Annotated in this window: 17 protein-coding genes; all 17 read left to right on the top strand. The window is 45.2% G+C overall.

All coding sequences use genetic code 11. The annotated features are described in order from the left end of the window. Window positions 1-26 precede the first annotated feature (26 nt). The 17 genes from DMO16_RS06540 (at window position 27) to DMO16_RS06460 (ending at window position 20,773) form a co-directional block, all read left to right on the top strand. A complete protein-coding gene (locus DMO16_RS06540; protein WP_129476095.1) occupies window positions 27-1,568 on the top strand; it encodes an acyl-CoA carboxylase subunit beta in 1,542 nt (513 codons plus the stop codon). A gap of 144 nt (window positions 1,569-1,712) precedes the next feature. After that, the gene (locus DMO16_RS06535) at window positions 1,713-2,615 is read left to right on the top strand and encodes a 2-dehydropantoate 2-reductase (RefSeq protein ID WP_164988869.1); all 903 of its coding nucleotides are present in this window, start codon (window positions 1,713-1,715) and stop codon (window positions 2,613-2,615) included. 146 nt (window positions 2,616-2,761) lie between these two features. Beyond that, entirely contained in the window at window positions 2,762-4,390 is a 1,629-nt protein-coding gene (gene bshC, locus DMO16_RS06530) for a bacillithiol biosynthesis cysteine-adding enzyme BshC (RefSeq protein WP_129476089.1), read from the top strand. A gap of 145 nt (window positions 4,391-4,535) precedes the next feature. Continuing rightward, window positions 4,536-4,967, top strand: coding sequence for a division/cell wall cluster transcriptional repressor MraZ (gene mraZ, locus DMO16_RS06525; RefSeq protein ID WP_090233143.1), 432 nt, complete (start codon window positions 4,536-4,538; stop codon window positions 4,965-4,967). A gap of 43 nt (window positions 4,968-5,010) precedes the next feature. Beyond that, window positions 5,011-5,943 carry a 16S rRNA (cytosine(1402)-N(4))-methyltransferase RsmH gene (gene rsmH / locus DMO16_RS06520; protein ID WP_061969249.1) on the top strand — a complete coding sequence of 311 codons (933 nt, stop codon included), beginning with the start codon at window positions 5,011-5,013 and terminating at the stop codon, window positions 5,941-5,943. A gap of 13 nt (window positions 5,944-5,956) precedes the next feature. Then, complete coding sequence (gene ftsL, locus DMO16_RS06515) at window positions 5,957-6,325, top strand: cell division protein FtsL (protein ID WP_061969251.1); 369 nt, start codon at window positions 5,957-5,959, stop codon at window positions 6,323-6,325. 20 nt (window positions 6,326-6,345) lie between these two features. Beyond that, window positions 6,346-8,511: a penicillin-binding protein gene (locus tag DMO16_RS06510; RefSeq protein ID WP_129476086.1), complete on the top strand. Its 2,166-nt coding sequence runs from the start codon at window positions 6,346-6,348 to the stop codon at window positions 8,509-8,511. 92 nt (window positions 8,512-8,603) lie between these two features. Continuing rightward, complete coding sequence (locus DMO16_RS06505; protein ID WP_061969254.1) at window positions 8,604-10,538, top strand: stage V sporulation protein D; 1,935 nt, start codon at window positions 8,604-8,606, stop codon at window positions 10,536-10,538. Between the two features lie 82 nt (window positions 10,539-10,620). Then, window positions 10,621-12,087 carry a UDP-N-acetylmuramoyl-L-alanyl-D-glutamate--2,6-diaminopimelate ligase gene (locus DMO16_RS06500; RefSeq protein WP_129476083.1) on the top strand — a complete coding sequence of 489 codons (1,467 nt, stop codon included), beginning with the start codon at window positions 10,621-10,623 and terminating at the stop codon, window positions 12,085-12,087. Window positions 12,088-12,089: 2 nt separating this feature from the next. Next, window positions 12,090-13,472, top strand: coding sequence for a UDP-N-acetylmuramoyl-tripeptide--D-alanyl-D-alanine ligase (locus DMO16_RS06495; protein ID WP_129476080.1), 1,383 nt, complete (start codon window positions 12,090-12,092; stop codon window positions 13,470-13,472). After that, window positions 13,469-14,443 (top strand): phospho-N-acetylmuramoyl-pentapeptide-transferase, encoded by a 975-nt coding sequence (gene mraY / locus DMO16_RS06490; RefSeq protein ID WP_061969260.1) that lies wholly within the window; start codon window positions 13,469-13,471, stop codon window positions 14,441-14,443. Before DMO16_RS06495 ends, mraY begins: the two co-directional genes overlap by 4 nt. A 1-nt stretch (window position 14,444) precedes the next feature. Next, window positions 14,445-15,797: a UDP-N-acetylmuramoyl-L-alanine--D-glutamate ligase gene (gene murD / locus DMO16_RS06485; protein WP_061969262.1), complete on the top strand. Its 1,353-nt coding sequence runs from the start codon at window positions 14,445-14,447 to the stop codon at window positions 15,795-15,797. 56 nt (window positions 15,798-15,853) lie between these two features. Continuing rightward, window positions 15,854-16,954 (top strand): stage V sporulation protein E, encoded by a 1,101-nt coding sequence (gene spoVE / locus DMO16_RS06480; protein WP_061969264.1) that lies wholly within the window; start codon window positions 15,854-15,856, stop codon window positions 16,952-16,954. Between the two features lie 159 nt (window positions 16,955-17,113). Then, a complete protein-coding gene (murG, locus tag DMO16_RS06475; protein WP_061969266.1) occupies window positions 17,114-18,205 on the top strand; it encodes an undecaprenyldiphospho-muramoylpentapeptide beta-N-acetylglucosaminyltransferase in 1,092 nt (363 codons plus the stop codon). A 34-nt stretch (window positions 18,206-18,239) separates the two neighbouring features. After that, window positions 18,240-19,148, top strand: a complete 909-nt coding sequence (gene murB, locus DMO16_RS06470; RefSeq protein ID WP_129476077.1) for a UDP-N-acetylmuramate dehydrogenase — start codon at window positions 18,240-18,242, stop codon at window positions 19,146-19,148. Window positions 19,149-19,316: 168 nt separating this feature from the next. Next, window positions 19,317-20,084, top strand: coding sequence for a cell division protein FtsQ/DivIB (locus DMO16_RS06465; protein ID WP_164988868.1), 768 nt, complete (start codon window positions 19,317-19,319; stop codon window positions 20,082-20,084). After that, entirely contained in the window at window positions 20,081-20,773 is a 693-nt protein-coding gene (locus DMO16_RS06460) for a DUF881 domain-containing protein (protein WP_241840472.1), read from the top strand. Before DMO16_RS06465 ends, DMO16_RS06460 begins: the two co-directional genes overlap by 4 nt. The last annotated feature ends 1 nt before the right edge of the window (window position 20,774 follow it).

Here is a 20,774-nt window from a genome sequence, read left to right as displayed (position 1 = left end):
CTCTTTAATGCAAACGGAGGGATACCATGGATTCTACAAAAACAGATGTGTCGTACGAAACACTAGTCAGCAAGATTAAGGAAGGCGGGGCACAAAAGTATCACGCCAAAAATGCTTCTCAAAATAAACTATTTGCCAGAGAGCGCCTTTCGCTATTATTTGATGAAGGGGAATTTTATGAGGAAGATGGATTGTTCGCCAATAATCAGGCTGGCGATCTTCCGGCAGACGGAGTCATTACGGTAACAGGAAAAATAAACGGTCAGACCGTTTGTGCCATGGCTAACGATTCGACTGTCAAAGCGGGGTCATGGGGAGCGCGGACAGTTGAAAAAATTATCCGCATTCAGGAAACGGCACAGCGCCTGAAGGTTCCAATGCTCTATTTGGTCGACTCTGCCGGTGCACGGATTACAGACCAAATTGATATGTTTCCCAACCGCCGGGGGGCAGGAAGAATATTTTACAACCAGGTGAAAATGTCCGGCATGGTTCCGCAGGTCTGCCTGTTATTTGGACCTTCAGCAGCAGGAGGGGCTTATATCCCTGCGTTTTGTGACGTGGTCATCATGGTGGATCAAAATGCTTCCATGTATCTTGGATCACCGAGAATGGCGGAAAAAGTCATTGGAGAAAAAGTGACGCTGGAAGAAATGGGCGGAGCAAGAATGCATTGTACAGTAAGCGGGTGCGGAGATATTCTCGCAGCGGATGAAAAGGAAGCCATCGCTCATGCAAGAACCTATTTATCGTATTTTCCAGCCAATTATAAGCACAAGCCGGAAATTACGGAGGAAAAACCACCTGCGCCCGGAAGGGAAATTGGCGAGATCGTACCCAAAAACCAGAACGTTCCTTTTGATATGTACGAGTTTATCAACAGGGTAGCGGATGAAGGCAGCTTTTTTGAAATCAAGAAACTTTTTGCGGCCGAACTTGTCACCGGCTTTGCAAGGATCAAAGGTCGGCCGGTAGGATTGATCGCCAACCAGCCGAAAGTAAAAGGCGGCGTGCTGTTTGTTGACTCTGCTGATAAAGCAGCTAAATTTATCACGCTATGCGACGCGTTTAACATTCCGGTCCTCTTTCTCGCGGATGTACCAGGCTTCATGATTGGTACAAAAGTGGAGCGTGCAGGAATTATCCGCCACGGAGCGAAGCTTATTGCCGCGATGAGTGATGTGACTGTGCCTAAAATTTCCGTTATTGTGCGGAAGGCCTATGGAGCAGGCCTTTATGCGATGGCCGGCCCGGCGTTTGAACCGGACTGCTGTATTGCCCTGCCTACTGCACAGATTGCTGTAATGGGACCGGAGGCAGCTGTTAATGCCGTATACTCCAACAAGATCAATGAAATTGAAGATCCGAAAGAACGCGTGATGTATGTTCAGCAAAAGCAGCAGGAGTACAAAGAACATATTGACGTTTATAAGCTCGCATCCGAGCTGATCATCGATGATATTGTTGAGCCGTCTCATTTAAGAGAAACGCTTTATCAACGACTTGTTTTCTTTGCTTCAAAAGAAATGGTATTCAGCGAAAGAAAGCATCCTGTTTACCCTGTATAACATAAATGTTGCCCCGCTGCTGGTAAGCAGCGGGGCTTTTTTCGTTGATGGCGGGAATATCCCTTTGAAAGATTTAGCACACTAACTGAAATCTTTCTTTGTGATAAGATGAAGAATAATACAAAAAGACAGGGGTCGAACAAAATGAAGGTTGCGGTCATAGGAGGGGGGGCTATTGGACTTCTTTTTGCGTCCTTTTTCAGTCAAGAGGGATTGGACGTAACAGTATGTACAAGAACAAAAGATCAAGCAGATCTTCTAAATAAAGACGGGATTAGCGTAAAAACGGGAACAGAGGAAGAGGAGAATTACAAAATTTGTGCAGTTGTTCTGTCCGAGTACCATGAACTCCCGGATTATGCGGTTGTTTGTGTGAAGCAGAATGGATTGGAAACTGTTATTTGTGATTTGCGCCAAAGGCAGGTATTTCAGAGAAGCACCCTGGTTTTTATCCAGAACGGAATGAGTCATCTTGAAAAGCTGCAAACCTTGCCACAGGATAACATCATCGCAGCTGTAGTGGAGCACGGGGTGAGCAAAATGAGTGAAAGCAAGGTAAACCATACCGGATGGGGGAAAGTGAGGGCATCTTCCTTCAGAGGAAGCATCGAGTGGCTGTTTTGGGAAAGAATGAAAAAGTATGGCTTCGAAGTGGCACTGGCAGAGCAATTGTCTGGAATCATGCAGGAAAAGCTGGTCGTAAACAGTGTGATTAACCCGATCACTGCCTTGTTCGGCGTAAAGAATGGCGAAGTGTTGACCAACCCTCATTTAACAATACTGGCAGAAAGGCTTTTTGATGAAGCCTACATCACTCTAGGAAGAACCGATCGGCAGTCTCTCTGGTCGTATGTTCTGAAAATCTGCACAAAAACAGGAGAAAACCGGTCATCCATGCTCAGGGACATAGATAATGGACGTGAGACAGAGATAGACGCAATCAGCGGTTACCTGATGTCGCAGGGCAAAAAGCAAGGTTTTGATCTCCCGTATACCTCATTTGTTTATTACGGGATAAAAGCACTTGAGCAGAAGAACAAAGAGTAATCGGGTGATTGCTGCCCCTTCTTTTGCATACAGTGACAGTAAGAAAATAACGTGTGCTGAAAACGCGAGCATTTCATTTTGGTGGAGATACTGTAGTTTGCTATACTCTATAAGCAGTTGCATACATAGAGAAAGGACGTACTTTTATGAGGATCGATGAATTCCCTCTGCAAGATAAAAATCAAATAGCATCAACTTATTCAGCTGCTGCCCCTACAGTTGAGCACCTCTATGACTATCCTCGGTTTTCCCAGGATATCATGGAACAAAGAATGCGGGATCTCAGCAGCCGTGAGTTTGAGCGTGAAAAATTGGCGAATTATCTTTCTGATTATAATTTTCAATTTTCCTGCTCAAAACAAACTCTGCGCAATATTGATAAACTGAAAGATCCTAAAACAGTAGCGGTTATCGGCGGGCAGCAGGCCGGCCTATTGACCGGGCCTCTTCTTACTGTTCATAAGTGCATCAGTATCATCCAGTTTGCCAGATTGCAGGAACGTCAGCTCGGAGTTCCTGTTGTCCCTGTGTTCTGGATTGCGGGGGAAGATCATGATTATGATGAAATTAACCATGTGAATGTCCTGAAAAATGGGCATCCGGAAAAAATTTCATTGCCTCCTCTAAATTCGTTGAAAACGTCTGCCACATTAATGGAATGGGACAGCGGGAAAGCGGCCGAGTGGGCAGAAACGGTGTTTAGGGAATTCGGAGAGACGGCTGAAACCAAAACGCTTCTTTCAAAGGTAAAAGAAACCTTTGCCTCTTCAAAAACTGTCGTTCATTCCTTTGCTCAATTAATTTCAGAACTGTTTGGGGAGTTCGGCTTAATTGTGGTGGATTCCGGTGAACCTCATTTCAAGCGGCTTCAAACTGGCATGCTGGAAAAAATGGTGTCCCGGAACAAGGACCTTGATCAGGCATTTGTAAAAGGGATGGAAAAACTCGCTGAACAAGGGCTGCCAGCACCGGTGGAGCTTCAGGAAAATAATGCCCATCTGTTTATTTATCATAATCAGGAGAGGCAGCTGTTGTTCCGGAACGAAAACGGAGATTTTCACACGAAAAGCAATGAAGTTTCGTATAGTGCCCAGGAGCTTTTGTCCTGTACGAAAGATAAGCCAGAACTGTTCAGCAACAATGTGGTTACACGTCCCGTCATGCAGGAAAGCTTGTTTCCAACCTTGGCTTTCATAGCCGGTTCTGGTGAAATTGCCTATTGGTCGGCGCTGAAAGAAGTATTTCATCTTTTTGGCTTTAAAATGCCTCCGCTCGTTCCAAGGCTGTCCATTACACTTATTACCGAGAAAAACGAGAAACAGATGCAAGAAACGGGTTTAACGCCAAGAAAAGTTCTTCAGCAAGGAACAGATTCCAGTAAACAGGAGTGGTATGAAACCCACAAGCCGTATGAAACGGAAAAGATGTATGCGGAGACGATTGCCGAAATGGAAAGGGCGCATGAACGCATGAGATCATTGGCAACTGAGATCAGCCCTTCCCTTCAAAAGGTGTCGGAAGTCAATTTGAACCGCATTAAAAAAGAAATCGCGTATTTACACACCAAGATGGACCATGCGGTTCGAAAGCAATTTGTGGAGCCTCTCTCGGTTTTTGATCAGCTTCAAAATGACCTTGCTCCATCGGGTGTGCTTCAGGAAAGAGTTTGGAATGCCTTCCTTTATATCAACCAGTATGGGAGCGGCTGGATCGGACGGCTCGCAAACGAAAACCTTGAGTTTAACGGCATGCATAAGCTGGTGTACCTGCCATAGTTTGGCAGTTCAAAATGAAACATAATTATCCTGTAAAAAAATCCTGCTGCGACAGCAGGATTCTTTTTTTTGTCGGCGAATAATTTGGTAGTGGTGGAAAGTGGGGGGTTGTGGTAGAGTTAGGGGAGAAAGTGGGGGATGTCCTATGTTCATGGGTGAATATCAACATAACATCGATGAAAAAGGACGCATGATCATCCCTGCTAAGTTCCGTGAGAGCCTGGGCTCAACCTTTATTCTTACACGAGGTATGGATCAGTGTATCTTCGGCTACCCCCTGGAAGAATGGCAGGTTATTGAAGAAAAGCTGAAAAGTCTGCCCTTTACCAAAAAAGATGCACGAGCTTTCACCCGCTTCTTCTTTTCCGGTGCAGCAGAATGCCAGTTGGACAAACAGGGGAGAGTAAATGTAGCTCCACAGCTCAGAGAATACGCCAAACTAGAAAAAGATTGCGTAGTGATAGGTGTATCGAATAGAATTGAGATTTGGAGCAAACCAATTTGGGAGAACTATTTTGCAGCTTCCGAGGAATCTTTTGGTGAAATTGCCGAGAGCCTTATGGATTTTGACCTGTAACAGTTCCCAAGCTCTCTGACTACATACAAGGAAGGATAACAACATGTTTGACCATATAACTGTACTGAAAGAAGAAGCCGTTGACGCATTGAATGTGAAACCAGACGGAGTTTATGTTGATTGCACTCTTGGAGGAGCAGGACACAGCGCATTAATACTCTCAAAACTGACATCAGGCCACTTGTTTGCTTTCGACCAGGATGACACGGCCATTGACCATGCAAAAGCTGCACTTCAAGAATATGAAGGAAACTTCACCATCATCAAAAGCAATTTCCGCTACATTAAAGAAGAACTGAAGGAACGTGGAGTTACAAAAGTGGATGGAATTTTGTTTGATCTTGGCGTCTCTTCTCCTCAATTGGATGAAGCAGACAGGGGGTTCAGCTATCAGTATGATGCGCCGCTAGATATGAGAATGGATCAAAGCGCAGCCTTATCAGCTCATGAAGTCGTAAATGAATGGCCGTATGAAAAGCTTGTTAAGATTATTTTTCAATATGGCGAAGAGAAGTTCGCAAAGCAAATCGCAAGGAAAATTGAGGCTGCCCGCAAAAGTCATGTGATAGAGTCGACCGGTGAGCTGGTTGAATTGATTAAAGATGCAATACCTGCACCGGCCAGAAGGACTGGAGGACATCCGGCAAAGCGAACCTTTCAAGCCATACGGATAGCGGTAAATGATGAATTGAAGGCATTCGAAGAAGCACTTGAAAATTCTGTTGAACTGCTGTCGGTGGGAGGCAGGCTCAGTGTCATCACCTTCCATTCACTCGAAGACAGAGCCTGCAAAACGATTATCAAAAAACACAGCACAGGCCCAGCATTACCGCCGGGGCTACCCATCATACCGGAGGAATACCAACCGGTGTTAAAGAACATCACGAGAAAGCCGATACTACCACGTGAAGAAGAAATTGATGTCAACAGACGTTCACGTTCGGCCAAACTGCGAATCGCAGAAAAACAAAAATAAAGGAGAGTTATGGGTGAGTAATTTAGCGTATCAAACACAGAGACAACAACAAGAACCGAAACAAACTTACGTGCAACAGCCTCAGGCACAGCCGAGAGTCAGAACCTCACGTGTAACAAAAGGGGAAAAAATTCTATGGAGTTTTGCCTCCCTATTATTGATTGCCGGTGCGATCCTTATGGTTTCCAACTATGCCTCCATCTACAAAGTGAACGCCAGCATTCAATCGGTTGAACGTTCAATTTCTTACGAAAACAAAGTGGTGGACGACCTAAAGCTCCAGGTTACTGAACTCAGTGCACCAAACCGCATTCTAAAAATCGCTAAAGAAAAGCTGGGGATGACTCTTAACGATAAAAACGTAAAAGTGCTGGAAAACTAAGCGGGATTCAGGTGTTGAAAATGGAGAAAAAATTCAAATTCAATTGGGGAGCAGGGGCGATATTAGCTGTTTTTATCCTGCTCTTTTTTGTATTGATGGGAAGGTTTTTCTATATTGCCTATACAAAGAATATAGAGAATGTCGATTTGGTCGCCTATGCAGAAAAAAAGTGGACACGGTATCAGACACTGGATGCAAACCGCGGGACAATCTACGACCACCGCGGACAGCCGCTTGCTGAGGACATTCCTTCTTATACGCTCTATGCCGTTTTGGATAAAAAGTTTCAGCATATTAAAGATCCCGAAAAAACGGCGGAGCAGTTAGCTCCCATTCTGGATCGGGAGCCGGATGAAATTGAAGAAACACTTTCCAAACCGAAACGGTTTGAAGTACAGGTACCAGGAGGAAGACAGTTAAGCCACAGCAAAAAGGAGAAAATCGACAAACTGAAAATTGACGGCCTGGAGTTCAAAGAAGAAACCAAGAGATATTACCCGAATCAAACGTTTGCTCCCTTTGTCCTCGGTTATACCAATGAAACCGGTCAGAATGAGATCACAGGGGCATTGGGGCTCGAAAAGACGCTTGATAAATACTTAAAAGAAACCAATGGAAGCCTGTCGTTTAAAAGCGATACAAAAGGTGTGAAGCTTCCAGATCCGAAAGAAAAAGTGAAAAAGCCTAAAAATGGATCAAATGTATACCTGACGCTGGATGAAAAAATACAGCTTGTCCTGGAACAGGCCATGACGAAGGCTGATAAGAAATACAACCCAGAGAAGATCATCGGCATCGTGGCAGATCCAAAAACTGGGAAGATTCTTGCCATGAGCAACAGGCCTGCATTTAATCCGAACAAGCGAGATATTAAAGATTTTACAAACCGTGCCATTTCGGATCCATATGAACCCGGTTCCACAATGAAAATCTTTACACTGGCCGCAGCGATTGAAGAGGGCGTTTACAACGGTAACGAAACCTACAAATCCGGGCAATATAAAATTCCTCACAACCGCCCGATCAGTGACCATAATAAGGTGGGCTGGGGAACCATAACCTTCAATGAAGGGGTCCAAAACTCTTCCAATGTTCTGTTCTCCAAACTTGCAAGGGAGAAGCTGGGCTATGACCGGCTGTTGAACTATTTGAAAAAGTTCGGACTCGACAAGCCGACAGGAATTGATTTGCCGAACGAAAAATCCGGAAGAATTCTATATAATTATGAAATTGAAAAGTTGACAACCGCCTTCGGACAAGGTACCACGGTTACGCCAATCCAACAGATCCAGGCGGCCACTGCGATTGCCAACGGAGGCAAGATGATGAAGCCGTTTGTAATCGACAAGGTGGTAGATCCGGCAACCAAAAAAGTCCTGATGCAGCATAAACCGGAAGTTGTTGGAAATCCTATTTCGGCAGAAACAGCAAAAGAAGAAAGAGATATCCTGGAAACGGTTGTAACAAAAGGGACCGGAAAGCCCTACCAAATTAAGGGATATTCCATCGCCGGAAAAACGGGAACCGCACAGGTGGTAGATAAAGAGACGGGTCAATATGCACATGGTTGGGGACAAAACATATTCTCCTTCATGGGGATGGCCCCGAAAGATGATCCTAAATTGCTTGTTTATGTGGCGGTGGATCGGCCTCATCTTAAGCCGACGGAGCTGGGTTCCTACCCTGTTGCCGATATTTTTACGACCGTTATGAAAAACAGTCTGCAATATATGAACATTGAGCCGGAAGAAGAAAAGAAAGAGAAAAAAACGGTATCTGACAGCTCTGTCAAAATAAATGATTATACGAATAAAGCGGCATCCGCTGCTGAAAGTGAACTGAAGAGCTCAGGGATGAAACCTGTGACGCTGGGAAGTGGTTCAGAAGTGGTTTCCCAACAGCCTGCCGCAGGGGAGCGCCTGCTTCCTGGAGAGAGGGTTATTTTGCGCACGGATGGTAATGTGCAAATGCCGGATCTTACGGGCTGGTCACTCTCCGACGTTTTGAAATTTTCCAAGATGATGGATCTGGATGCATCGGTTAAAGGAACCGGCTACGCCGTTAGCCAAAGCCTGAAAAAGGGTTCAATCGTCAAAGAGAAGGATTATCTCACCGTTGATTTTCAAAAACCGGAAATGCCGTCTGTCAATTTGAGTGACGAAGAGGAAAGCGGAACATCTCAATAGCAACGATGAAGGACTGATCAGGACTTGTCCTTCGTTCTAATCGCCTATGTACAAGCATATATTGGAACGAGCCATGTGGAGGAGGTAATCATGTGCGTGTTTCAAATGTGACGGTGCGTAGGCGATTAATTTTGGTGTTAACTTTCGGTCTTTGTATCTTTTTTATCATCGGTGTCCGCCTGGGATATGTGCAATTTGTGATTGGTGACTGGCTTACGGGAAAAGCCTTGGACTCATGGAGCCGGAACATCCCGTTTGAACCGCAGCGGGGTGAAATTTTGGACAGGAATGATGTACCACTGGCGACCAATGTCAGTGCCCCCACCGTTTTTGTCATCCCCAAACAGATTTCGGAGCCTGTGGAAACATCAAAAAAACTTGCTGCTGTGCTGGATATTTCCCAGCTTGATGTATATAAAAAAATAACAAAAAAGTCTTCCATCATCCGCATGGATCAGGGTGGGAGAAAAATCAGCAATGAAAAGGCAAACCAAGTGAGGGAGCTTAACCTCTCCGGCGTCTTTATTGCAGAAGACAGCAAAAGACATTATCCTTTTGGCAGCTATCTGTCCCATGTTCTCGGATTTGCCGGGATCGACAACCAGGGGCTTATGGGGCTTGAAGCCTATTATGACAAAGAACTAAAAGGCACAAAGGGGCATGTCTCGTTTTTCTCTGATGCAAGGGGACGCCGAATGCCTTCGCTTTCCGATGATTATGAACGCCCGAAAGATGGATACAACCTTAAATTGACCATTGATTCCAAAGTACAAACGATCATTGAACGGGAGCTGGACATTGCACAGGCAAAATATAATCCAGACGGCGCTGTAGCGATTGCGATGAACCCGAATACAGGGGAAATTCTGGGCATGACGAGCCGGCCGGATTTTAATCCTGAAGAATACCGGAAAGTATCGCCGGAGGTTTATAACCGGAATTTGCCGGTTTGGGCGAACTATGAGCCAGGATCTACGTTTAAAATTATAACTTTGGCAGCGGCCATTGAAGAAAATAAGGTCGACCTTGAAAAGGATCACTTTCATGATCCCGGTTCCATTGAAGTGGGAGGCAGAAAGCTGCGCTGCTGGAAAAGAGGAGGACACGGCAGCCAGTCATTTTTAGAAGGTGTACAGAATTCATGCAACCCCGGCTTCGTCATTCTCGGTCAGCGGCTGGGCAAGGAAAAACTGTTTTCCTATATCAAAAATTTTGGCTTCGGCCAGAAAACGGGCATCGATCTTCAGGGAGAAGGAACAGGAATTTTGTTTAATTTAAAAAATGTTGGACCCCTTGAACTCGCGACCACAGCTTTTGGCCAGGGGGTGTCGGTGACACCGATTCAACAGGTCACTGCGGTATCTGCAGCCATAAATGGCGGCTTTCTGTATGAACCCTATATTGCCAAAGAACTCGTCGACCCGGCAACAGGGAAAACCGTGATGAAGCAAACGCCTAAACTGAAGAGGAGGGTTATCTCGGAAAAAACATCTGAAGAAGTCCGCCATGCACTGGAGACAGTAGTTGCCCAAGGAACTGGTGGCAATGCCTTTGTCGATGGCTACAGGGTTGGAGGCAAAACAGGAACAGCACAGAAAGCCAAAGACGGGAAATATCTTCAAAACAATCATATTGTATCGTTTATCGGTATGGCGCCGGCGGATGACCCACAGCTGGTTGTGTATGTAGCGGTCGATAACCCGAAAGACACCATACAGTTCGGTGGTACAGTGGCTGCTCCAATTGTAGGGAAAATCATCGATGACAGCCTGCGCGCCATGGGGGTTGAAAAAAGAAAGAATCAGATCGAAAAGAAAAAATCCTGGCTGGATCAGGAGCTGATCAAGGTTCCAAACCTGGTTGGAAAAACAGCCAAAGAAATAAAGGGTTCATTGTATGATTTGAAAATCCAGAGTTCGGGTAGCGGAAAGTATGTTGTTAAACAGGCACCTGCTCCTGGCGTAAAATTGAAACCCGGATCGGTTATTCGCCTGTTTATGGGTGACAAACCGGGTTCGGAGGATTAAAATAGATAAGAATGCAAAATAGCCGGGCGCAAGCCATGGCTTCTTTTTCTGATGAGAACACTTTTAGAAAGGTCTTGATAACGTGGAACTTAAAACACTAGTAAATCATTTAATAAACTATAAAACAGATGATGAAATGAACGTGGAAATTACATCGATTGAAATGGATTCAAGAACAGCAGGGCCAGGAAGTCTGTTTGTATGCATCGAGGGCTACACCGTAGATGGGCATAACTATGCCAGGCAGGCGGTTGAAAACGGTGCTTCAGCGATTCTTGCTGAAAAACCGCTTGAGGAAATTGATTCTGTGCCGGTCGTTATCGTTAATGATACCAAAAGGTCTCTGGCGGTTCTGGCCAATGTCTTCTATGATCATCCCACTACGAAACTTCATTTGATCGGCGTGACGGGCACAAATGGGAAAACAACAACCTCCCATCTGATTGAGCAGATATTTGCAGATGCGGGCAAAAGAACAGGAATGATCGGTACCATCGACATGAAAATAAACGGTGTGAGCCATAAAGTCTCCAATACCACACCCGAATCTCTTTTTCTGCAAAAGGCATTCAAAGAAATGAATGACCAGAAAGTGGAAGCCGCCGTTATGGAAGTTTCATCCCATGCTCTTGATATGGGCCGTGTGCGGGGCTGTGATTACGATATTGCGGTATTTACCAATTTAACACAGGATCACCTGGACTATCACAAGGATATGGAAACCTACTTGAGGGCAAAAGGCCTTCTGTTCGCACAGCTTGGCAATACATACGCCGGGAAGAAGGAAAAAATCGCGATTCTAAACCGAGATGACAAAGCATCCAAAGAATTTGAGAAAATGACAGCCGCTCAAATTTTAACCTACGGTATTGAACAAAAAAGTGATATTATGGCGAAGGATATTAAGGTGACCGGAAAAGGCACGACCTTTACGCTGGTTACACCTTTTGAAGAAAAACAGGTCTCACTGAAGCTTGTTGGGAAATTTTCAGTATACAATGTTCTGGCTGCTGTTTCGGCCACGCTTTTATCCGGAATTCCGATTGACTCCATCATCAGAACCATGGAAAATGTTAAGGGAGTACCGGGGCGGTTTGAAACGGTGGATGAAGGCCAATGTTTCACGGTTATTGTGGATTATGCCCATACACCCGACAGCCTGGAGAATGCTCTCGTTACCGTGAAGGAGTTTGCGGTCGGAAAAGTGATTTCAGTAGTAGGCTGCGGCGGAGACCGTGACCGCACTAAACGGCCGCTGATGGCAAAGATTGCGGCGGAGTATTCCGACATCGCCATCTTTACTTCAGATAATCCACGGACAGAAGATCCAGAAGCCATATTGCAGGATATGCAAGCCGGAGTGGAAGACAGAGAATATAAAGTCATACTGGACCGCAGAGATGCGATCAACTATGCAGTTAACCTGGCAGAAGAAAATGATATTATCTTAATTGCCGGAAAAGGACATGAAACCTACCAGATCATCGGAAAAGATGTGCTGGATTTTGATGACCGGAAAGTAGCTGCAGAAGCGATTGGAGCGAAATAGTAATGAAACTCGATTTAAAAGAATTGATAGGGATAGCTGCGTCCACACGCGGAAATATTGAGAGTACAGTGATTCAGGAAGTAACCAAGGATTCAAGGGAGAACTCCCCTCAGTCGCTGTACATTCCGATTGCAGGAGAGAAATTTGATGGGCATAACTTCTTATTACAGGCGATTGAGCAGGGAGCGGTAGCCTCACTTTGGCAGGAAGGTACGCCGATTCCCCAAGAGCTGGACCCAGCGTTTCCTCTTCTCATTGTGAAGGACACCATTGAAGCGCTTCAGCAGGCGGCCAGGGTATTTTTGAAAAAGGTCAAACCAGTTGTGATTGGTGTAACAGGCTCCAATGGGAAAACAACAACAAAAGATCTGCTTGAAGCGGTAGTTTCCACCTCCTTTAAGACACACAAAACCAAAGGCAATTATAACAATCATATTGGTCTGCCACTTACGATTTTATCCATGGACAATGATACGCAAGTGATCATTCTTGAAATGGGAATGAGCAACTTCGGGGAAATATCACTGCTCAGCAAGCTGTCACAGCCCGACTTGGCGATTGTGACCAACATCGGTGAGTCGCATATTGAATATTTGGGGAGCAGGGAAGGTATCGCAAAAGCGAAACTCGAGATTAAAGATGGTTTGAAAGAAGGCGGCCTTTTAATCGTAGATGGAGATGAGCCTTTGCTTTCCCATCTTTCCTCACCGAACGTTCTCAAATGCGGATATGATGAAGACTGCACGGTGAAAATTGTGAATCAGGAAGGCGACGAAGATGGATTCACGTTTGGCCTTGAGGGAGAATCAACGATCTATTCCTTGCCGCTTTTAGGTACACATAATGTGAAGAATGCTGCCTATGCCATTGCGGTCGGTCACTATTTGAATATCGAAGACAGCGCGATTAATGAAGGACTGAAAAATATTACCCTCACGAACATGCGTCTGGAAAAATATCGCGGGCAGCACGGAGCACTTTTAATCAATGATGCTTACAATGCGAGCCCGACCAGTATGATAGCTGCGATCCAGGCTGTTAAAGACTTGCCAAATTACAAGAAAAAAGTATTGGTGCTTGGGGACATGTATGAGCTTGGCCCTTCCGAGGAAGAGATGCACCGGAAAGTCGCTGCCCATATTGACGAAACCATTTCAGAGGTCATAACGGTAGGGGAAAAAGGCAAATGGATTGGCGAAGAGATTAAGAAAAAAAATATTCCGGGCCAGAATGTTTCTGTTTTCCTTACCAAAGAAGAAGCAGCCGGGGCCATTTCCTCTCTTTTATCAGAAGACACGGTTGTGTTGTTTAAAGCATCACGCGGTATGGCGCTTGAATCGATTGTGAAACCATTTATTGATGATGTCCAGGAGGCAGGAAAATGATTGAACAAGTATTATTATTTACACTTCTTGCTTCTTTTCTCATTGCTGTATTAAGCTCGCCATTTTTTATTCCTTTCTTGCGAAAATTGAAATTCGGGCAAAGCATTCGTGAAGAGGGGCCGAAATCGCATCAAAAAAAGTCAGGTACGCCAACAATGGGCGGCATTATTATCATTGTCGCGCTCGCGCTTGCCACTTATATCATGACATGGAAGTTCTTCGGATTGAAAACAGAAACATACCTCCTTCTGCTGGTGACCATCGGGTATGGCATTGTCGGTTTTCTTGATGATTTTATTAAAGTGGCCAAGAAAAGAAATCTGGGGCTTACCTCCAAGCAAAAGCTGGTGGGCCAGCTGGTTATTGCAGCCATCTTCTACATTGGCTTGATCAAAACCGGCTTTTCAACTGAAATTAATGTACCGGGAACCGATTTTTCTTTTGATGTCGGCTGGTTTTATCCTGTTCTCGTTGTCGTTATGCTGATTGGGGCTAGCAACGCTGTCAATTTGACCGACGGACTTGACGGGCTTCTTTCCGGTACAGCTGCAATTGCCTTTGGCGCTTTTGCAGTGCTTGCATCGAACCTTCATCATTATGAAACTGCTCTGTTTTCTGTGGCAGTGGTTGGTGGCGTTTTGGGCTTCCTTGTATTTAATGCACATCCTGCAAAAGTATTTATGGGAGACACCGGGTCGCTCGCGCTTGGCGGAGCGATTAGTGCCATCGCCATTATTTTAAAGCTGGAGCTGCTCTTAGTGATTATCGGCGGGGTATTTGTCATTGAAACCTTGTCGGTTATGCTTCAGGTTGCGTCATTTAAGACGAGAGGAAAACGAATCTTTAAAATGAGTCCTCTTCACCACCATTATGAACTTAGCGGCTGGTCGGAGTGGAGAATTGTAGTAACGTTCTGGAGCGTTGGTCTGCTGTTTGCAGCCCTTGGAATCTATTTAGAGGTGTGGGTATAAAATGAATGAAATGAATGCTTTTCAAGGGAAACATGTGCTGGTTCTCGGGTTGGCTAAAAGCGGTTTTGCTGCAGCCAAACTTCTTAAGTCCTATGGAGCTCAAGTCGTTGTTAATGACCGAACTCCATTCGAAGAAAATGAGCAGGCTAAGGTTTTGTCCAATGAAGGATATGAGGTGATTTGCGGAGAACATCCTCTTTCCTTATTGGACCGTCCTACTGATTTTGTGGTTAAGAATCCTGGAATCCCTTATAGCAATCCAATTGTGAGTGAAGCCGTAAAGCGGGAGATTCCTGTGATCACTGAGGTAGAGATCGCAGGGCTGGTGTCGCGTGCGGAAATGATCGGCATTACAGGATCAAATGGCAAAACAACGACGACAACCCTTATTGGAGAAATGCTGAAAAACAGCGGTCGAGAACCGGTTGTTGCCGGGAATATTGGCACCGTTCTTAGTGAGGTGGCCGATCGTTCCAAGGCATCGGAAATTATTGTGGCAGAGCTGTCCAGTTTTCAATTGATGGGCACCCAAGCCTTTGCACCAAAAATTGCAGTGCTTCTTAATCTGTTTGAGGCCCACCTTGACTATCATGGGTCTTTTGAAGACTATGCAGCTGCCAAAGGGAAAATTTTCGGCAACCAGCAGGAAAGCGATTTTGCCGTTTATAACCAGGACGATGAAGCGGTGTTAAATCTTGTTCTTCAGTCAAAAGGAACAAAAGTACCGTTTTCTGTGAAGTCGGAATGTCCGGAAGGGGCATACATAAAAGCAGGAAGCCTTTACTTTAAAGGTGAAGAAATCATTTCATTGAAAGAGATCGTGCTGCCAGGTCAGCACAATTTGGAGAACATTCTTGCAGCGGTTGCAGCTTCCAAGCTGGCGGGTGCGAAAAATGAGCAGATCCGAAAGACATTAAAAACCTTTACCGGAGTTAAACACCGCCTTCAATATGTGGATACCATTCAGGGACGAAAGTTCTATAACGACTCTAAGGCCACAAACATTCTGGCTACACAAAAGGCGATTTCGGCATTTGGCCAAAAAATCATCCTGCTTGCCGGCGGGCTGGACAGAGGAAATGAATTTGACGATCTCGTTCCGCAGCTGAAGCAGGTCAAGACGATCGTTTTGTTCGGCCAGACTGCTCCAAAGCTTGAGCGTGCAGCCAAAGCTGCGGGAATAGAAGACATCAAACTGGTTGATAATGTGGAGGAAGCCGTTCCTGCCGCTTATCAGAGCTCTACTGAAGGCGACGTTATCCTTCTTTCCCCGGCTTGTGCAAGCTGGGACCAGTTTAAAACTTTTGAACAAAGAGGGGACATCTTTATCAACTCTGTGCATAAACTTAAATAGAGTTTGTACATGCTGGTTTTGGAACGAGCAAATACAGTAGAGTTGAGGTGTTTCTTTTGCCTGCGACACGAAGCACACCGGATATTATTTTAATTGGCACCACCTTGCTTTTGTTATCTATAGGTATCGTAATGGTATACAGCGCCAGTGCGGACTGGGCTTTAGTAAAGTTCAATGATCCGTTCTTCTTTGCCAAACGGCAGTTGCTTTTTGCCGGGGTAGGGGTGGCTGCTATGTTTTTCATCATGAATGTCAATTATATGACCTGGCGCACCTGGGCCAAGATCCTTTTAATTATTTGTTTTGTCTTGCTCATTGGTGTGTTGATTCCCGGTGTGGGAATGGTGCGCGGAGGCGCAAGAAGCTGGATTGGCGTTGGCGCATTTTCCATTCAGCCTTCAGAATTTATGAAACTTGCAATGATCACTTTTTTGGCTAAATATTTGGCAGAACACCAGAAAAAGATTACATCCTTTAAGAAAGGGCTGATTCCAACACTTGGACTCGTCATGATTGCTTTCGCCATGATCATGCTGCAGCCTGACCTCGGAACAGGCTCGGTGATGGTCGGTACGAGCATTGTCATGATTTTTGTAGCAGGAGCAAGAATCTCCCATTTTGTTGGCTTGGGATTTGTAGGGCTGGTTGGATTTGCCGGCCTGATTATCTCAGCTCCTTACCGCATTAAAAGGATCACGTCCTTTCTGGATCCATGGAGCGATGAACTGGGCAGCGGTTTTCAGATTATCCAGTCGCTTTATTCATTGGGACCGGGCGGTTTGATGGGGCTTGGACTCGGACAAAGCCGGCAGAAGTTTGGCTATTTGCCCGAGCCGCAGACCGATTTTATTTTTGCGATTCTATCAGAAGAATTAGGCTTCATCGGCGGGGCACTCGTCCTTCTTTTGTTCAGCATTTTGCTGTGGCGTGGTGTACGTATAGCTCTTGGGGCTCCGGATTTGTTCGGCAGTTTTTTGGCGATTGGGATCATCGGAATGGTTGCCATTCAGGTAATGATCAATATAGGGGTTGTTACAGGCTTGATACCAGTAACAGGGATTACGCTCCCGCTGATCAGCTATGGAGGATCGTCGTTGACATTGATGCTTGCCTCCATCGGTGTTTTGCTGAACATCAGTCGGTACGCCAAGCATTAAATGCAACAAATAGTGCCGGAATTTTATGGACAAAGAAGTGAAACAGCTGCAGTTTCAGGGTCAACGGTGTTAGCGGCTATAACTTATTTGTCTTTCACATGCCCTGTCATTGTGATGACAGGGCTGTCTTGTTTTTATATACGGTAACGGAGGTGCTTTATGAGAATTGTATTGAGCGGCGGTGGTACAGGGGGACATATATATCCTGCACTTGCACTGGCCAAGGAAATTAAAAAAATTCATCCGGATGCGGAGATCTTATATATTGGCACGGAAAAAGGCTTGGAGAGCAAGCTTGTGCCCAGGGAGAACATCCCTTTTAATAGCATTCACATTACCGGCTTCAAGAGAAGCCTTTCAATGGAAAACGCCAAAACTGTGATGCGGTTTTTAAAAGGAGTTTCAAAGTGCAAGAAAATTATGAAGGAATTTAAGCCGGATGTGGTAGTAGGAACAGGGGGATATGTGTGCGGACCGGTTGTATATGCAGCAAGCAGTCTGAACATCCCTTCCTTGATCCACGAACAAAACAGTGTGCCGGGCCTTACGAATAAATTCTTGAGCCGTTATGTGAAGAAGATTGCGATTTCGTTCGAAGAGAGTGCATCATTCTTTCCACAGGAAAAGGTGGTATTTACCGGTAATCCTCGTGCATCTGAAGTGATGGGCACGGACGGCGCAAAAGGGAAACGGTCTTTAAACCTTGATCCCGGGAAAAAGACGGTATTGATTGTCGGAGGAAGCCGCGGGGCACGGCCGATCAACGAAGCCTTTCTTGATGTGCTCTCCGAAGCAGGCCAAAAAAGCTACCAGTTCGTTTATGTGACAGGAGATGTCCATTACGAAAATGTACTTAAAGCCGTGAACGAGTCAGGCAGTCCGGCGAACGTGACCATTGTTCCTTTCGTTCACAATATGCCGGAACTTCTTGCAGGGGTGGACCTGGTGGTGGCCCGTGCCGGCGCAACCTCCATCGCGGAATTGACGGCGCTCGGAATTCCTAGTATTTTAATACCGAGTCCTTATGTAACCAACAACCATCAGGAAAAGAACGCGCGTGCTCTGGAAAAAAATGGGGCAGCGGTTGTAGTCCTTGAAAAGGATATGAACGGTTCCCGTCTGCTTGAAGAAGTAGACCGTATTTTGGATAACCAGGAAAACTGGAGCCATATGCACCAGGCATCCAAAGAGCTTGGAATGCCACAGGCGGCAGCCAACGTGGTTAAACTTATGGAAAACATAAAACGCTAAAGCGTTGATATAAAAGAATATAGGGGGGATTTTTTTGACGACACTTGCAGAACAGCTGCGGGGCGAGAACTTGGGAAAAGTTCTGGAAAACGAACCGCTGAAACATCATACAACATTAAAAATCGGAGGACCTGCCGATCTGTTTTTTGAACCAAACAGCACAAATTCTCTGAAAAAAGGAATGACCTATATTAAGGATTCAGGTGTTCCTTTCCGGGCGATCGGGAGAGGATCTAACCTGCTCGTTTCCGATGAAGGAATCGAGGGAGTTGTCATTAAGCTCGGGGACGGGCTGGACGGACTTGAACGAAATGGGGATGAATTTACAGTTGGTGGCGGATATTCCATCGTAAAACTGGCAACGGTATTGTCCAGAGAGGGATACTCCGGTCTTGAATTTTCCGCAGGAATCCCTGGCTCAGTCGGTGGGGCGGTCTTCATGAATGCCGGTGCCCACGGCTCCGATATGTCAAAAATTCTGAAGAAAGCTCTCGTACTCTTACCTGATGGAGATTTAAAGTGGTATACGAACGAAGAAATGAAATTTTCATACCGAACCTCCATCCTTCAAAAAACAGGAGGAATCTGTGTGGAAGCGGTGCTGGTATTGGAAAAAGGCGACCGTGAAACCATTATGGCGGAGCTGAAAAAGAACAAGGATTACCGCAGAAATACACAGCCTTGGAATTACCCTTGCTGTGGAAGTGTGTTTCGAAATCCGCTCCCTAATTATGCCGGCCAGCTGATCGAATCTTCGGGATTAAAAGGAACCTCAGTGGGAGGTGCACAAATCTCGGATATGCATGCCAACTTTATTGTGAACACAGGGGATGCTAAGGCCGCAGATGTGCTGGGGCTGATTTCTCTCATTAAGAAAAAAATCAAAGAGCTCCATAATATTGATATCGAAACCGAAGTGGAGATAATCGGCAGGAAAAGCTAAAAAATGCCACATCGAGCCCTTCGAATTATGTTATAATTTAATAGACTTGACTCAAACTGGATGTTGACCTTTGAAGAAGAAGAAGAACAGCTGACAAAACGCTGTTTTTCTTCCTCTTTCCATAATAAGGAAAGTGTTCAGTTATTTGCATTTACATGGGGGAAGGACATGGACAAGCATAAGGTTGTGCCGATTGAAGACCGTATTCCCAAATTAAAGACACAACGGAAACAAAAAACGAACAGAAGAATGGTTATTTACTTGTCCCTTTTCTTTTTGCTGATCATGATTTTTGTTTATTTTCAATCCAGTTTCAGTGATGTAAAAAAAATAACGGTAACCGGAAATGAAAATATTAGCGACGAGGCGATTATCAAGGCCGGAAAAATCGAACCCCATACCAGTTTCCTGAATCTTTCGGATAAAGATATCGAAAAAAATATTGGCAAACTGCAGGAAATTTCCTCTGTTGCAGTACATAAATCGTTTTATAATCATCTCCAAATTCAAGTGAAGGAATATCATAGAGTGGCTTACCTGGAGGAGAAAAGCAAATATTATCCTGTGTTGGAAAGCGGTAAAGCACTGGCTCCCATGGGTAAGAAATTCATGCCTGTAAACGCACCGATCATTGCGGACTGGAAGGATAAAGGCCAGCTGAAATCAATGGCAAAGGAGCTGGCAAAACTATCACAGGGGGTGGCACACCGTATTTCCGAGATTCATTTGGACAGCAAGGATAAGGCTGGCAAAAAAGTCATTTTATACATGACGGATGGCTACGTGGTCCGTTCTTCCATCAGCCATTTCTCACGAAAAATGGAGGAATACCCTTCGATTGTCCAGCAGCTTGGCCCGCATCGGAAAGGGGTCATCAATATGGATATTAGTACGTACTTCCGCGAATACGGCGATGAGGAGGCACCGAAAGAGTGAGACCGACTGGCAAGTACGTTTTTTTTTCGATCATCATGCTCGTGACTGGCTTTTTTTTATCGTATTCTTACCAGACGACGAAGAAAGAAGCGGGTACACATGAGACCAGCAGCGAGTGGAAACAGGAAGACAGCTTACGCAGTGAAATCTTGAAAACCCAGAAAACGAACAGAGAGTTAAACAATGAATTAAAAAAAATCCAGCTTCAGATTCAAAACCGGGAAAACAAATTGGCCGATCAGGAGAAAAAATCGTTTAACCTTGTGGAGGATTTGAAGAAATTGAGAGAAGTAACCGGCGGAATAAAAGTTAAAGGTCCTGGAATTGAAGTGACCTTATCGGATGCTTCCTATGTTCCGGAAGGAGAAAATCCAAACAATTATATCGTTCATGAAGAACATATTCGAAGCGTCATTTATGAAATGCTCGTGTCTGGTGCCGAAGCGGTAGCGGTCAACGGGCAGAGAATATCCCATACCAGCTATATCAGCTGCATCGGACCTGTAGTCAGTGTGGACGGAAACCAGTATCCGGCACCGTTTACGATTACGGCGATTGGCGACAAAACTGTCCTTGAAAAATCCCTGAACCTTTCTGTCGTCAATGAACTGGTCAATGATGGGGTAGAGGTTCGAATCGCAAAGAAGGATGAAATTACAATGGATCCTTATTTAAGCAAAGAAGGATGAG

Origin of the sequence: Fictibacillus sp. S7, from assembly GCF_004127935.1 — a bacterium.
Classification (GTDB): Bacteria; Bacillota; Bacilli; order Bacillales; family Fictibacillaceae; genus Fictibacillus_C; species Fictibacillus_C enclensis.
Note: the sequence above shows the minus strand (reverse complement) of the source record. Positions and strands in the feature narration are given on the sequence as shown.

What these genes read in the sequence shown, in the direction of transcription:
- murD (WP_061969262.1), top strand. Translation starts at nt 14,445, where the DNA reads ATGAATGAAATGAATGCTTTTCAAGGGAAACATGTGCTGGTTCTCGGG.
- DMO16_RS06535 (WP_164988869.1), top strand. Translation starts at nt 1,713, where the DNA reads ATGAAGGTTGCGGTCATAGGAGGGGGGGCTATTGGACTTCTTTTTGCG.
- DMO16_RS06540 (WP_129476095.1), top strand. Translation starts at nt 27, where the DNA reads ATGGATTCTACAAAAACAGATGTGTCGTACGAAACACTAGTCAGCAAG.
- rsmH (WP_061969249.1), top strand. Translation starts at nt 5,011, where the DNA reads ATGTTTGACCATATAACTGTACTGAAAGAAGAAGCCGTTGACGCATTG.
- mraY (WP_061969260.1), top strand. Translation starts at nt 13,469, where the DNA reads ATGATTGAACAAGTATTATTATTTACACTTCTTGCTTCTTTTCTCATT.
- bshC (WP_129476089.1), top strand. Translation starts at nt 2,762, where the DNA reads ATGAGGATCGATGAATTCCCTCTGCAAGATAAAAATCAAATAGCATCA.
- mraZ (WP_090233143.1), top strand. Translation starts at nt 4,536, where the DNA reads ATGTTCATGGGTGAATATCAACATAACATCGATGAAAAAGGACGCATG.
- murG (WP_061969266.1), top strand. Translation starts at nt 17,114, where the DNA reads ATGAGAATTGTATTGAGCGGCGGTGGTACAGGGGGACATATATATCCT.
- DMO16_RS06510 (WP_129476086.1), top strand. Translation starts at nt 6,346, where the DNA reads ATGGAGAAAAAATTCAAATTCAATTGGGGAGCAGGGGCGATATTAGCT.
- DMO16_RS06465 (WP_164988868.1), top strand. Translation starts at nt 19,317, where the DNA reads ATGGACAAGCATAAGGTTGTGCCGATTGAAGACCGTATTCCCAAATTA.
- DMO16_RS06495 (WP_129476080.1), top strand. Translation starts at nt 12,090, where the DNA reads ATGAAACTCGATTTAAAAGAATTGATAGGGATAGCTGCGTCCACACGC.